The sequence below is a fragment of the Granulicella cerasi genome (genome assembly GCF_025685575.1).
GTDB lineage: Bacteria > Acidobacteriota > Terriglobia > Terriglobales > Acidobacteriaceae > Granulicella > Granulicella cerasi.
Genome location: NZ_JAGSYD010000002.1, coordinates 621120 through 635217 on the forward strand (window position 1 = coordinate 621120; position 14098 = coordinate 635217).

Consider the following 14098-nt stretch of genomic DNA (forward strand, 5'->3'; position numbering starts at 1 on the left):
GAAAACTGAAGTATGTGTCTCGGCATAGAAGGAGAGATGCACCAATGGCTCAACGGGCGGTTAAGAAGAATGCAATTACATCTGACGGAATCCGCAGTGGATTTCTCAGCCATCTCACCCACACGATCGGGAGACCTCTCGAGTTCTCCTCGATGGTCGAACGGTATCACGCGCTCTCCCATACGGTGCGCGACCAGTTGATGGAGCAATGGATCCAAGCCGTCGAGAGCTATAAGAACAAGAACGTTCGCGTGGTCGGCTACCTCTCGGCCGAATATCTTCCCGGACCTCACCTGATGAATGATCTGCAGGCATTGGACGCGACCGAGTCGTGTCGCGAGGCCTTGGTTTCTCTGCAGGTCGATCTCGACGATCTTGCGCGCGAGGAACCGGAACCTGGGCTCGGGAATGGTGGATTGGGACGGCTTGCGGCCTGCTTCATGGACTCGCTCGCCACTCTCGGAGTCCCCGCCATTGGTTATGGCCTCCGTTACGAATTCGGAATCTTCCGCCAGGAGATTCGGGATGGCTGGCAGGTGGAACGAACAGACAAATGGCTCCAATTCGGCAACCCATGGGAACTCCCGATCATGGACGCCAGCTTCGAGGTAGGCTTCGGCGGTCGCACGGAGACCTATACGGACGACTCCGGTCTTGTACGCTGGCGCTGGATTCCAGGACGTAAGGTGAGAGGGGTCCCACACGATACCCCGGTCCCGGGGTATCGGAACGGTTTCGTCAACCGGTTGAGGTTGTGGAGCGCTGAAGCCGTGGACTCGTTCGACCTCTCCGACTTCAATGCCGGCGACTATATGGGCGCAGTCCGTCAGAAAGTCGAGTCGGAGACCATCTCGAAGATCCTATATCCGAGTGACGACAACGATGCGGGCAAACGCCTCCGTCTTGCGCAGCAGTACTTCTTCACTTCTTGCTCTTTGCAGGACATGGTTCGTTTGCACAAGCTGCAGGGTAAACCGATCACAGAATTTCACCAGAAATGGTCGATCCAACTGAACGACACCCACCCTTCGATCGGCATACCGGAGTTGATGCGGATCTTGCTGGATGAAGAATTGCTCGGATGGGAGGAAGCCTGGGAGATTACGCAAGCGACCTTCGGCTACACAAATCACACACTGCTCCCTGAAGCATTGGAACGCTGGTCGCTTCCGCTCTTCGCCGCCCTCCTGCCTCGCCATCTGGAGATTATTTACGAGATCAACGAACGTTTTCTGGACCGGATGCGGAACCGCTTTCCGGGTGACGCAGACAGGATCAGGAGGATGTCCATGATTGGAGAGGAAGGCGAACGAACTGTTCGTATGGCCAACCTCGCAGTCGTGGGCAGCAAAGCGGTCAATGGCGTCGCGGAGCTTCACTCGGATCTCCTGAAGCAGAGCACGCTGCGCGATTTCTACGAGGCGCTTCCCGACCGATTCAGCAACAAAACGAACGGTGTAACCCAGCGGCGCTGGATGATGCTGGCGAACCCTCCCTTATCTAGTCTCATCAACGAGGCGATCGGGACCAAGTGGCATACCGACCTCTGGGAATTGCGTGAGCTCGAGCGATTCGTCTCGGATTCGGCGTTCCTTGAACGCTGGCGTAGGACCCAGGAAGCGACGAAGGCAAAGCTGTCGCAGTACATCGAAGAGACTCAGGGCATCAAGACCGATCCACAATCGATCTTCGACATTCAAGTGAAGCGTATTCACGAATACAAGCGGCAACATTTGAATGCGCTGCACATTCTCAGTCTGTACTGTCAGCTCAAAGGGAATCCTAATGTGACGTTCACTCCACGGACATTCATCTTCGGTGGCAAGGCTGCTCCCTCCTATGTGATGGCGAAGCTGATAATCAAGCTGATCTGCACGGTGGGCGATCTCGTCAATAACGATCCTGACGTGAAAGGCCGCCTGAAGGTCGTCTTTCTTCCCGATTACAACGTTTCCCTCGGACAACGGATTTATCCCGCCGCTGACGTCTCGGAGCAGATTTCGACGGCAGGCAAAGAAGCGTCAGGAACAGGCTGCATGAAGTTTCAGATGAACGGCGCGGTGACCATCGGAACGCTCGATGGTGCGAATGTCGAGATCCGCAAAGAAGTCGGCCAGGACAACTTCTTTCTATTCGGCCTGACGACCCAGGATATCGACCAGATTACCCAAAAGGGATATCGACCGCAGGAATTCTATGAACGCAGTTCGAAGTTGCGTGAGGTCATTGACGGGCTCTCGGAAGGAAGGTTTAGTCGCGGCGATCGCGAAGTGTTCCGTCCTATGCTCGATCAATTGCTGAATGTCGATCCTTACTTCCTGCTCGCCGACTTCGATTCGTATACATCCACCCAGGCCCAGGTAGGCGCAGCCTATGCGGATGCGAAGCGATGGAACCGCATGTCTATCCTGAATTCGGCACGTTCCGGCAAGTTCTCTTCGGATCGAACCATCCGGGAGTATTGCAGCGACATATGGAAGGTACCGGTTCCGTCATCTTCAGGTGCCCCGAAGAATACCACTCCCAACCCGCAAACCAAACGGAGATCGAAATGAGCCCCACTGTCGAAGTCGTACTCACCGCCGAAGAGCTCAGGAAGATGAATGCCTACTGGAGAGCCTGCAACTATCTGGCGGTCGGCATGATCTATCTGAGGGAAAATCCTTTGCTCAGAGAGCCGCTGAAGCCGGAGCACATCAAGAACAGGTTGCTGGGCCATTGGGGTTCTGACCCAGGGCAGTCGTTCACATGGATTCATCTCAATCGGTTGATCAAGAAATACGATCTGAATGTGATTTACGTCTCCGGTCCGGGGCATGGAGCGCCCGCAACACTTGCTAATAGCTACCTCGAGGGGCATTACTCCGAAATCTATCCCGATCGAAGCCAGGACGAGGCGGGCATGCTTCGCTTCTTCCGGCAATTCTCATTTCCAGGTGGTATAGGCAGCCACTGCACCCCGGAAACACCGGGTTCCATCCACGAGGGTGGAGAACTTGGTTACAGCCTCTCTCACGCGTACGGCGCAGCCTTCGATAACCCCGATCTGATCGTGACCTGCGTGGTGGGCGATGGAGAAGCTGAGACCGGCCCCCTTGCCACGTCATGGCATTCCAATAAATTTCTTAATCCCATCCGCGATGGCGCCGTACTGCCTGTCCTTCACCTGAATGGGTACAAGATCGCCAATCCCACGATCCTGGCGCGCATCTCGCGCCGTGAGCTCGAAGGGCTCTTTCTTGGATACGGCTACACGCCCTACTTCGTTGAGGGAAACGATCCCGATACCATGCATCAGCTCATGGCGGCGACCATGGAAAAATGCATTCTTGAAATACGGTCGATTCAGGAACAGGCGCGAAGCACCGGGAAGTTTGAGCGGCCACTCTGGCCGATGATCGTGCTTCGCTCACCCAAAGGCTGGACTGGTCCAAAAGAGGTCGACGGCCACAAGGTCGAAGACTTTTGGCGGGCCCACCAGGTGCCGGTGCTGGATCCGGTGACGAACAGCAAGAGTCTGAAAATCGTCGAAGACTGGATGCGGAGTTATAAGCCGGAAGAGCTCTTCGACGAATTGGGAAGGTTCGTCCCGGAACTGCAGGAGCTGGCTCCGGAGGGTTCGCGCCGTATTAGCGCGAACCTGCATGCGAACGGCGGTCTGCTTCGCAAGCCGTTGAACCTTCCCCGCTTCCAGGACTACGCGGTCGAGGTGAAGACTCCCGGGCAAAAGTATGTCTCTCCGACCGCGACAGCCGCAACGTTCCTGGCCGACGTCATGCGTCAGAACATGACCAGCTTCCGCGTTTTCGGTCCGGACGAAACAGCTTCCAACAAACTGGACGGGATCTATAAGGCCTCGGAGAAGATCTGGGTCGCCGAGTACAAGCCGGAAGACGCGGACGGAACCGAGATAGCAGTCGATGGACGTGTGATGGAGATGCTCAGCGAGCATACGCTTGAGGGCTGGTACGAGGGCTATGTTCTTACGGGACGTCATGGCTTCTTCTCCACCTATGAGTCCTTCGTTCATGTTATCGACTCCATGTTCAACCAGCATGCGAAGTGGCTCGAGAAATCGAAGACCGAACTTGGATGGCGAGCCCCAATCTCCTCGATCAACCTGCTGATCACCTCCCTCGTATGGCGGCAGGACCATAATGGCTTCACGCATCAGGATCCGGGCTTTCTGGATGTAGTCACGAATAAGAGTCCTGAAGTGGTCCGGATTTATATGCCACCGGACGCGAATTGCCTGCTCAGCGTGGTAGACCACTGCCTTCGCTCCGAGGACTACTACAACGTCATCGTCTCGGACAAGCAGCCCCATCTGACCTTCCTCGATATGGATGCCGCGGTGAAACACTGCACCAAGGGGATCGGCATCTGGGATTGGGCCAGTACAGATGCAGGCGATGATCCCGACGTCGTCATGGCCTCTGCCGGCGATGTACCAACCATGGAGTCTCTCGCCGCAGTTGCGATTCTGAAAGAAAAGTTTCCTGATCTGAAGATTCGGTTTGTCAACGTTGTGGATCTCTTCCGGCTGATGCCGGACATCGAACATCCCCATGGACTATCGGACCGCGATTTCGACTCGTTGTTCACGAAAGACAAGCCGGTCATCTTCAATTTTCACAGCTATGCATCGCTCATCCACAAACTGGCATATCGGCGAACCAATCATGCGAACTTTCATGTGCGCGGATACAAGGAGAAGGGCAACATCAATACGCCGCTCGAGCTCGCAATCATCAACCAGATTGATCGGTTCAATCTGGCGATCGACGTAATTGACCGTGTGTCGCACTTGCAAAAGACGGGTGCACACGTGAAGGACTGGCTCAAGGAGCAGATCATCGAACACCTGAACTATGCCTATGCGGAAGGAATCGATAAGCCGGAGATTCGTGATTGGACCTGGCCCATCAAGTAGGAGTATTTCGTGGCAGATGAGCACAAGAATACAATTCTCATCCTGAACAGTGGTTCCTCTTCTCTCAAGTTCGGTCTGTTCGCGCCGGGTTATGAGGATGAGGAACAGCTGCTTTCAGGGAGTGCTGAAGGCATCGGGCGCGAGTCCGGAAGCCTCCGTATTCGAGCAGCCGATGGGACCGTACTTAGGGAACAGTCGCCTGTACTCGAATCGCAGCCAGATGCGCTGCGTTCTCTCGCGGCCGCACTCGACGAACACCTCCGCACATCCCCGGTTGCGATCGGACACCGCATTGTTCATGGCGGCCCTCATCTCCGGAACCATCAGTTGCTGACTCCTTCCGTTCTCGATCAACTCGCTGCCGCCGAACACTTCGCGCCGTTGCACATCCCCCTTGCCTTGACGCTCGTAAAGCAGGCTCAGGAGATCTTCCCTCAAATTCCTCACTTTGCCTGTTTCGACACGGCCTTTCACAACACGATGCCCGAAGTTGCGACCCATCTTCCATTGCCGCAACGCTATTTCGAGCAAGGAGTAATGCGCTTCGGGTTTCACGGACTCTCCTACGAGTCCATCGTGCATCGTCTGGGCACGGCGGTTCCTGAGAGGGCTGTGTTCGCGCATCTTGGGAATGGGTCGAGTGTTACAGCCGTGCGGAACGGACTGTCCATCGATACCTCTATGGGTTTGACGCCAACCGGAGGAGTTCCCATGGGAACCCGCACCGGCGATCTCGATCCCGGCGTTCTGCTGTACCTGATGAGGAGCGAAGGTCTGGGCGTCGATGCTCTCGAAGCCCTGGTCGATCGGGAGAGCGGACTATTCGGTCTGTCCAAGGGCGAGAGCGACATGCATCAGCTGCTGCAACGTGTGGCGGCCCGGGATGCCGCGGCCGTGCTTGCCCTGGAGGGATTCTGTATAGCCGTACGGAAATTCATTGCCAGCTACGCTGCCCTCATGGGAGGCCTGGACCTTCTCGTTTTCACCGGCGGAATCGGAGAACACAGCGCCGAAGTAAGAGAGAAAATCTGCGCTGGTCTATCATTCCTTGGTCTCGATCTCGGAGACCGCGACGGAAAGCTTATGGTGATGCGTGCAGAGGAGGAACTTCAGATGGCTCGGCACTGCCGAAGACTACTCGGCACTCTCTCGGCTTCAGGTGCTGGCGTCGAGGAGGAATAGCTCACTCAGAAGTGCGCCGCGCCATGAAGGACAGATCAGGCCACTGCCTTTTCTCGCTCTTAATTCCCAACAGAGCAATTGACCGAGGCTGCAGAAGATACTCTGCTCCTACGATCTGTTTGTCCGCGTCTTCGAGGCTGCACTCTGGAGTCGTTTCGAAGGTATCCAACACTCTGAACCAATGGAGGGTGGCATCGGGTACAGGAGGTATCGCAAACTGCAGGGGCTGCCAGAAGGCATTCAGCATCATGTGAAGTGCCAGTCCATCTTCTGCATATACGGTAGCGGCCAGTGTATTAGAGTCATCCGAAAAGTCAGGACAATACAGCTTCGCTCCATGCCATTCGATGTGGGAGTGCTCCAACATTTCGCGCAGCGAAAGTCCGTGGCCGCGAAACGTCGAGCCAAAGCGTCTTCTCATCCTGGTCAGCATCGACACAAAGCGGCGCAAGTCAGCATTCTTCGAACAGAGGCTCCAGTCGAACGTAAGCGTCCGGTGAAGGCACCTGGACGAGGTGTGCTGCCGAGTTGACGATGTCAGTATGGCAGGCATGGAGATGGGCCAGTTCGTAGCTGTGCGGTCACCGCGGCGGCGGTGGAGTGTTGAGGAGCGGCGAAGGATCGTAGAAGAGACGCTGGAGCCTGGCGCATCGGTTGCGCGTGTGGCGCAGCGATATGGAGTGAACGCGAACCAGGTCTTCGGGTGGCGCAGGCTGTACGAGGGCGGCGGCTTACAAGCGCTGCCGCAGGCCTCCGTTAAGCTGCTGCCGGTCAGCATCGACGACGTGCCCGAAGCAGCCCAGGCGCAGGTGAGCCCCAGTGCTTCGTCTCGCGGCACGATCCACATCGAACTGCCCGGGCGAGCGATGATCAGCGTTGAAGGCGCCGTGGATGCGGCGCTTTGGGACCGATTCGACAGAAGGCGGCTCCGCATCTCCAAGAAAACTCCCTTCGAATGGCGATTTTGAATGAGCTTTATAAACGTCCCGAAACAACACAGAAGTTTCTTGCTGAAGCTCTGACGTGGGCGAAGAAGCACGAGAACGTCTTCGACAACCGACTGGAGTTCGATGTCACCGGGGATTTTCTGACAATGGCGGAAGCAGTCGTATCTACTGCAACGCTCGTGGCGCGTAGTGGTTCGATGGAGCTTCTGGAGGAAGAAGGCTCCTGGGTGCGGTCCATATTTGAACGAGTGTATGAAGGTGAGGCTGACCCGGTCTATTTGCATCGGGACGGTTTGCGTTTCAATCCACCAGCCATTGCCTTTGCGGGACAGGTTTTACTAATGCGTCGTTCCCGTCGTGCCGGAGATGAAGACCAACTCCTTCGGTTCGCCTGCGCTGTTGGGTATGGCGCTGCTCACGGCTATGGGGCGACCTTACCTCTGATTCAGCAAACCCAGCCCAATCTCACTGCTTCGCTGATGCGCTGTGCTTTTGAAGGAGCGATCAGGCCTGACAACGCATGGAATATCTCAGAGGAAGAAAAGGCTCAACGGAGCAAACTCCTAGAAGACCGGCTCTCGGAACGTATCCGACATGAACTGAGCTGGCTCAACGGTGGCGCAAGCGAACCGGCGTGGCCGGCGTTCCCGATCAAGCGCGCAAAGCCTAAACCACCACGGAAGCAAACGCCTTCTCCTGAAACACCTGAAGCTGCCCCAAAAGAGTTGAGACATGTGCGTGTTGACTATCATCGCGCAGCTTTGTGGCTCAGACATAGCCGTTCACTGCTTGGAAAGACTCCCGCGCCATGGCTGACGGAGATGATTGAGGCCTACCTGATCTGGACGCAGCAAGCAAACGGATATGGAGGAGATAAACAGGAGCGTTTTGAACGTGGCCCCTCTGAGTGGAATTCCGTCTACTTTGAAGCTGCAGCCAGATGTATGAAGCACATGGAAGAGGAAGCGTTTGACCAGCGACTCCGCGACTTCTTTGCGGAGCTTCCAGAGGAGCCCTTGATGGATACCGTGACGCCGTTTCTACGCAGTGCCGATGTTGGTTATCTTGATTTCCAAACTCTCTCCGTCTCGCAAATGACTAGGGTTCGTGCTTTCGTTATGGCGCAACTGCAAAGTACACGCATGTTTACCTGGAACAAGGATCGGGACGAAACAACTGTGACATCAGATATCGCCACTGCGTTTGCAGCGGTTTGCTTCAATATCTATTACGGTGGCTTTGCTCCTGCAAAATGTTTTGTTCCTCCGAACCTCATTCGAGACACAGACTCGTTTCTGCCTCTTCTTGAAGAGTTCATCGACGTTTGCCGTTCTCCGTTTTTGACCTTTCTTTATTTGAACTACTTCGAGGTTGCTCCGCATGAAGTTCAGGTGCCATGCGTATTAGGCTGCGCTGAAAAATGGCTCGAACGGTTTCCCGAGAGCAATCAGTTTTGGGTCGAGTGGAGCGTCGGTCGTCGCATCTGTGCTGTTCTTGTAAAGATTTTGAACGAATCACCACAGGCATTCGATGTTGACGCTGTGCGGACACGGCTGGACAGGTTCCTGAGCCATCTAGTGGGCCTCGGTGTCACGGAAGCTCACGAAATGGAACGTCTACTGTATAGAGTCGGTGCCTAAATATGGTTCCTCGTGCATCTATCCGAGGATTCTTAGGTGTACTGCTCAAAGACACCGGATCGCTTATGTCCGGCTCTCTCTCAGTGATAGCCGCACTCTTTGCGCACTTCTATGACGCAAGCCATGCCCGGATGGGATTCGGGATATGTGCTGCGATCTGCGCGCTCATTGCTACTTACCGCATCTGGGCAACAGAAAGACAGCAACGTATCGCAGCAGAGGAATACCTCGCCGCTCCAGACCTCAAAATTGACGACGCTGGAACAGTTCAGCAACATGATTGCGCTCAACAACACCGCACTGACGGCCTTATCCAAAGCAGCACTTATGCTCTTCCAAAAGAAGAACACCGGAAGCATCGTCAATATCGGCTCAGGAGTTGGTTTTGCCCCGTTGCCCATGGTTCCTGTCTATGGTCCCACCAAGGCATACGTGATGCAGTTCACACAGATTCTTCAGCCGCAGGTAGCCGGAACGGGAATTCGCGTTCAGCTTGTTACCCCTGGCGCAGTGCTGTCGGAAGGATGGGATGTTGCTGGGGCGCTGATCTTGACCCCTTGAACCCTTCCGTCATCATGACGACAGAAGATTGCGTGGACGCAGCACTTATGGGACTGGATCGCGGCGAGCAGATCACGGCTCCCTTGCTGGAAGATGAGGCCCTGTTGAGCAACTACGAAGCTGTCTCTGGAGCTCTGCTGCAAGGGATGTTTCGTGGCACGCCCGCGACCCGTTACAGATCGCGAGAATAAAACAGTTCATGAGTAAGTTGCCTAGCCAAACAGCCTGGAGCTTATTTTGAAAGCGCCTCCTTCGGAGGACCTGCTAATCCGGGAAGCTGAACCCAATGGGCCTATGGTCCTGTCTCTTTGTCATTCTGAATCGGTGAATTTCGGTAAGCGCTAAATCACAATCGCACTCAGTACGAGAGGGCGGCTTGGCGGAAGTTGAGGGGTGCCTTTAGGGCTCTCACTGCGAAAGAGCCAGCCCTAACCCGTTCACCTGCTTCGAGAGTTGGGGCTGCGTTGTGGCTATTGACGGCACCTGAGCAGCGTGCTTCCCAAAGTCCAAAGCAGAGGTTTTCGACATATCCGCGCTGAGGCGTTCTGCGAGGTTAGAGGCGTCGTTTGTGAAGACTTGCGCGTCGTGAGACGCACGGGAAACCGAGACGTAGGCGAATCTTGCGTTGATGAGGTCGGAATGGACGTCGGTGTCCATGTTCACGAGAACGCGCTGCGATGTTAGTCCTTGAGAACTGTGCGACGTGACGGCGTAGCCGTGGTCAAAATGACGCATCTCCTTCGGATCGAAGGAGACATCCTTATCCTCCGTCAGGAAGCGCTGCTCAGCGTGGCTATATCCGGAGACCGTAATCAGCTCCCGGACGCGGCGGCGGCCCTTGTGATCGCGCTCGCAATGGAGAACGAAGTCGACCGCTCTTCCGGTCTGTGACCGAACGAATGTCTGGTCCAGATTGGTCCTGGCGCTCAGCGCCATGTCTGCGAGCCTATCGAGGGCATCCACGGCCGAATCCGCATGGAGAGTCGCCATCGTCCCGCCGTGGCCGGTGTTCATGGCCTGGAGCAAGTCATAGCCCGATTCATCCCGAATCTCGCCCATGATGATGCGGTCGGGACGATGGCGTAGAGCAGCGGCCACGAGCTGGCTCGGAGTAACGGCAACCTGTCCCGGAATCGCGGCGACAGCCTCCCACCGAACGGCGTTCGGATGAGCGATCTTCAGCTCTGCCGGTTGCTCGATGACGACGAGGCGTTCGTCCATCGGAACGTGATCGAGGAGCGCCTTCATCAGGGTCGACTTACCCGAGCCCGTACCGCCGCTGATGATGCCGTTCTTCCGCTTGCGAATTAGCTCCACCACATCATCGCGAACCGACTGGGGAAAACTGCCAGCTTCGACCAGCTGATCACTCGTATACCAGCGGTTGAATTTGCGGACAGTCAGGGTCGGCCCGTTGATGGACGATGGCGCTCCGACGACAGCCACGCGCGAGCCGTCAGGCAAGCGTGTGTTGAGGATCGGATTCTGGCCGGTGAGGTCCTGGCCAAGAATGCGGGCGACACGCTCGATTGCAGCCTGAAGGCGGTCGTTGGCATACGGTGCGGAGAGTGCGATGTGTCCCACGACTCCGCCGCGATCCGCGAAGACACCCGTAGTCCCGTTAATCATGAGATCGGAGATCGAGTCGTCCTGGAGGAGTGCGCGAAGCTCCTCCGGGAAGAACGGCAATATGAGTTCGAAGCTCATCGTCCTGCCCCCGGAGTGGGCTGGGCGATGGCGTTCGTATTCGCTTCGGTTGTGCCGGGCGTCTGTACGTCCACAGAAACACGGTTCTCATGGAACTCTGTCAACGTAAGCCCGAGCGGATTGATGAACTCATACTGAGGGAAGATCTTCGCCTGATCGCTGACCTGCTTCGGATTCAGATAGTACGTTGCGGACAGCAGCCAATGCTCCGTACGCGGCTGATGAGAGGTGTGTTCTGAGTAGAGCTTGTCCAGCGTGATGAGCGCCGTTCCTCGGGCCACACGGACGCCTTGGACGGTCTCCTCGGACATGGAGGTGATGGTCACGTTGCGCACCTGAACATCACCCGACTCGACCTGTCCTCCCGTGACCTGAGAGACAAGATGGCTATCGTTGTCAGTAGCCATGAGCTGCGCAGCCAGCGGCTGCGCGAGGAAGTAGTAGTTCAACGGATATTTCTTTGCGATGACCTCCCGATTGATGGTGAAACGATAGTTCACCCAATCCGTGAGATAGGTACGCACTTCCCCTTCGCGTGGGCTGTAGTTCAGATCACTGTATTGAATTGCCTGAGCGCGCCCCATCTCGTCGATTCGGATGTATCGACTGGCGATCGGGCGATGAGCCAACGAGAAGTTGAGCCACATGGATCCGCAGAGAAGCATAGCGCCGCAACCAATCACAAAGCGGTAGGCTTGGCGCTCTGAGTAGTGCGACGAGTAGACCTCGTTGCCGATCTTGTCCGTGAGCAAGGCTTGCTCCGATGTAAGCGCCGATCCAACGTGAACTGTGTGTGCTGACATAAGGACTGATTCCCCTTTCCAAAATGCTTTCCGGGAGTGTGACTAAGCAATCTGCCGTGGCAAAGACAGCGATGTAGCGTAATGGGAGAGATAGCTTAGCTCACACCCGCGAGCACCATGCGGGTAAAAAGCGGCGATCGATCAAGCGGCTCCCGCGCCCGCCATGGCGGCGCTTGAAGCCACTTTGCCGATCGCATTTCCCACGCTTCCAGCCATACCAGCGGCACCGCCGAAGATCGCCTGAGTCATGCTCGGGATGAAAAGCATGTTGATGACGAAGGCAACGAAGACCATCAGGCATGGGATGAGATTCGCGATCCACATTTCCATCGAGTAGTTCCCATTGAACGTTTGCTGAAGGAACCCGTTCATGAATCCAGCCCAGACATAAATGAACGCGGCGGCAACGGCGCGGATCATGGCGAAGCTGATGAGCACGTCAAGAAACTGGAAGAACTTCGCACGATAGCTCTGCATCATCAGAAGAGGAATGAAGACCGGACCGAAGAGAGCAGTCACTCCGTACAGGATGAAGGCGCTTACATTGATGACGAAGAGGATCGCCGAGGCGAGGCCGAGCATGATCTGGACGAGCACATAGCAGAGGATCTCAACGGGCGCAGTGAAGGACGGCATTGCCGTCCCGTCCCCGGCGGTCTTCAGAAGCTGTAAGAGTTGATCGAGCGAATTCTGATCAAATGCCGCCACCATCGCTTGGGCGATGTACGAGAAGAAGTGATTGATGCCAAAGCTCGCTCCGGGAAACGGGTTGACCCAGTAGTTGAGCATCAAGCTGCAGATGATGAGCTTCATCAGGAAGTTGGTGAGATCGCCAGCGCGGACAGGATGATGATGAAGCCGCAAGGTCATCCCACTCGTGTTCCAGTTCACGACCATACTCACAAGAGTGAAGAGCGCGATGCAGCTCAGCTCGATTGCACCGAGTTGAGTCAGCGCACCACCGTTCTGCGTGGTGAGATTCGTGAGGTTGTTCGTGAACTGGTAGAGCCAGTCCATACCCGAGCTTGCGGAAGGTAACGCTTGTGCGAGAAGTGCGATGCTCATGACGAATCTCCAATGCCTCTAAGGGATGTAGCTCTTCCACGTCTTGCCTTCACTGCCTGCTGCGGAGTTCTGCTTGCGCTTGTTCTCTTCGACCGTCTTGCGGATGGTTATCTCTTCCTTCTTGCGGTGCTCGGCTTCGTGGCGTTGGTAAAGGACGGCGCTGGCGAGTAGGGTCAGCGCCGCAAGAATCGCAATCAACAACTTGGTGTTGAGCAGCTTCAGCATGTCGTCTCTCTACGGCAGATAGGTCTGCCAGGTATTGCTCTCTGTGGCGGCGCTCATGTCGTGCGTTGAACGCTGAGTCTGCACGAAAGCAGCATCGTTGAGGTCGGTGGCGGCTGCATTGCGCCGCTCCATATTGGCCACGGCCATCTGAGAAGCAACGCAAGCCTGAAGAGCGCCCTGGTTCTGAATCTCGGACATCTTCTGTGCCTCCGCTGCATTAAGTAGGTTCAGCTGCTGCACTTCGCTGTTGGTCGTGCTCGACCCATCAAGCTGGTTGGCTGTCAGGGTGCTGTTAGCCGTTGCGTTCTGCGTGCGGCCTGCACGGTACGCTCCGACCGCCGTGATGCAGTCGGGCGAGATGGCGTCAGACATCTCGACCATCGCAAGCTGCGACATCTGCGGAGTGCCAACCGTCTGGCCTTGGAAGTAACTACTCACGTTCGAACTGACGGGAGTAGTCGCCGAATTCCAAGCGGTGGCTGACGCCGAGGTTGAACCGCCGTTGAGCGCGACCGTCATGCCGGCAGTTTCGCCGAATGTATTTGCAACATTCACGCTCTTCAACGCAGTCATCGCCGTCTGCCATTGCTGCTTCAGGCTGAAGTGCTCGACGTTGTTCTTGAGCATCGTGTACTGTGACTCGAGCGTCGTGAGCTGCGAGACGAGGCTTGCATAACTGGTCGGGTCGAAGACGATGTCGCCGATCCCGAACAGAGCAAAGCTAGGTGTGGCGGTCAGTAGGAGGACTCCTCCTCCAATGAGCCATCTACGCGGGTGTTTGAGCTGGATCTTCATCATGAGCTCCAAAGGGAAATGTTTAGAAGTAGCAGGGACACGTCGGATTGAAGCCTTCATAGAAGCAGGCCTTATCAAGGCCGCCGATGAGAGAACCGACGAACTCAAGAGAATCCTCACCCGGACGCGCTATGCGGAAGGTGTTCCCCATCAAGGCGAGCAGCGCGCCTGCGAGGCACACTTCAACTCCAACGCAGAGGAACGGACGTACGCGGGGAAGGATCACAACGAGCCTCCTTT

Annotated in this window: 13 protein-coding genes and 1 pseudogene; 7 read left to right on the forward strand and 7 right to left on the reverse strand. The window is 56.0% G+C overall.

All coding sequences use genetic code 11. The annotated features are described in order from the left end of the window. Window positions 1–44: 44 nt before the first annotated feature. The 3 genes from OHL11_RS08115 to OHL11_RS08125 are packed head-to-tail and all read left to right on the forward strand — an operon-like array spanning window position 45 to window position 6115. The gene (locus OHL11_RS08115; protein WP_263370988.1) at window positions 45–2555 is read left to right on the forward strand and encodes a glycogen/starch/alpha-glucan phosphorylase; all 2511 of its coding nucleotides are present in this window, start codon (window positions 45–47) and stop codon (window positions 2553–2555) included. Next, on the forward strand, window positions 2552–4933 hold the full coding sequence (locus OHL11_RS08120) for a phosphoketolase family protein (protein ID WP_263370989.1): 2382 nt from the start codon (window positions 2552–2554) through the stop codon (window positions 4931–4933). The genes OHL11_RS08115 and OHL11_RS08120 overlap by 4 nt, the downstream gene beginning before the upstream one ends. A 9-nt stretch (window positions 4934–4942) precedes the next feature. Further along, entirely contained in the window at window positions 4943–6115 is a 1173-nt protein-coding gene (locus tag OHL11_RS08125) for an acetate/propionate family kinase (RefSeq protein WP_263370990.1), read from the forward strand. Between the two features lies 1 nt (window position 6116). Here the strand turns inward: OHL11_RS08125 and OHL11_RS08130 are convergent, their stop codons facing one another. Further along, on the reverse strand, window positions 6117–6566 hold the full coding sequence (locus OHL11_RS08130) for a hypothetical protein (RefSeq protein ID WP_263370991.1): 450 nt from the start codon (window positions 6564–6566) through the stop codon (window positions 6117–6119). 106 nt (window positions 6567–6672) lie between these two features. Here OHL11_RS08130 and tnpA point away from each other — a divergent pair, with 106 nt between their 5' ends. The 4 genes from tnpA to OHL11_RS08150 all read left to right on the forward strand — a co-directional run bounded on the left by tnpA (window position 6673) and on the right by OHL11_RS08150 (window position 9454). Then, a complete protein-coding gene (gene tnpA / locus OHL11_RS08135) occupies window positions 6673–7083 on the forward strand; it encodes an IS66-like element accessory protein TnpA (RefSeq protein ID WP_263371270.1) in 411 nt (136 codons plus the stop codon). Then, window positions 7071–8702, forward strand: coding sequence for a hypothetical protein (locus tag OHL11_RS08140; protein WP_263370992.1), 1632 nt, complete (start codon window positions 7071–7073; stop codon window positions 8700–8702). The genes tnpA and OHL11_RS08140 overlap by 13 nt, the downstream gene beginning before the upstream one ends. A 111-nt stretch (window positions 8703–8813) precedes the next feature. Next, window positions 8814–9263, forward strand: coding sequence for an SDR family NAD(P)-dependent oxidoreductase (locus tag OHL11_RS08145; protein WP_263370993.1), 450 nt, complete (start codon window positions 8814–8816; stop codon window positions 9261–9263). 32 nt (window positions 9264–9295) lie between these two features. After that, the gene (locus OHL11_RS08150) at window positions 9296–9454 is read left to right on the forward strand and encodes a hypothetical protein (protein WP_263370994.1); all 159 of its coding nucleotides are present in this window, start codon (window positions 9296–9298) and stop codon (window positions 9452–9454) included. 571 nt (window positions 9455–10025) lie between these two features. Here the strand turns inward: OHL11_RS08150 and OHL11_RS08160 are convergent. From OHL11_RS08160 to OHL11_RS08185, 6 genes and pseudogenes are all read right to left on the reverse strand, one after another. Then, a pseudogene (locus OHL11_RS08160) lies at window positions 10026–10970 on the reverse strand (CpaF family protein); the annotation flags it as partial. Then, window positions 10967–11773, reverse strand: coding sequence for a VirB8/TrbF family protein (locus OHL11_RS08165; protein WP_263370995.1), 807 nt, complete (start codon window positions 11771–11773; stop codon window positions 10967–10969). The pseudogene OHL11_RS08160 and the gene OHL11_RS08165, both read right to left, overlap by 4 nt. Before the next feature lie 141 nt (window positions 11774–11914). Then, the gene (locus OHL11_RS08170; RefSeq protein WP_263370996.1) at window positions 11915–12838 is read right to left on the reverse strand and encodes a type IV secretion system protein; all 924 of its coding nucleotides are present in this window, start codon (window positions 12836–12838) and stop codon (window positions 11915–11917) included. A gap of 18 nt (window positions 12839–12856) precedes the next feature. Beyond that, window positions 12857–13063 (reverse strand): hypothetical protein, encoded by a 207-nt coding sequence (locus tag OHL11_RS08175; RefSeq protein ID WP_263370997.1) that lies wholly within the window; start codon window positions 13061–13063, stop codon window positions 12857–12859. Between the two features lie 9 nt (window positions 13064–13072). Beyond that, window positions 13073–13858 (reverse strand): hypothetical protein, encoded by a 786-nt coding sequence (locus tag OHL11_RS08180; RefSeq protein ID WP_263371271.1) that lies wholly within the window; start codon window positions 13856–13858, stop codon window positions 13073–13075. Window positions 13859–13880: 22 nt separating this feature from the next. Next, window positions 13881–14084 (reverse strand): hypothetical protein, encoded by a 204-nt coding sequence (locus OHL11_RS08185; protein WP_263370998.1) that lies wholly within the window; start codon window positions 14082–14084, stop codon window positions 13881–13883. Window positions 14085–14098 lie beyond the last annotated feature (14 nt).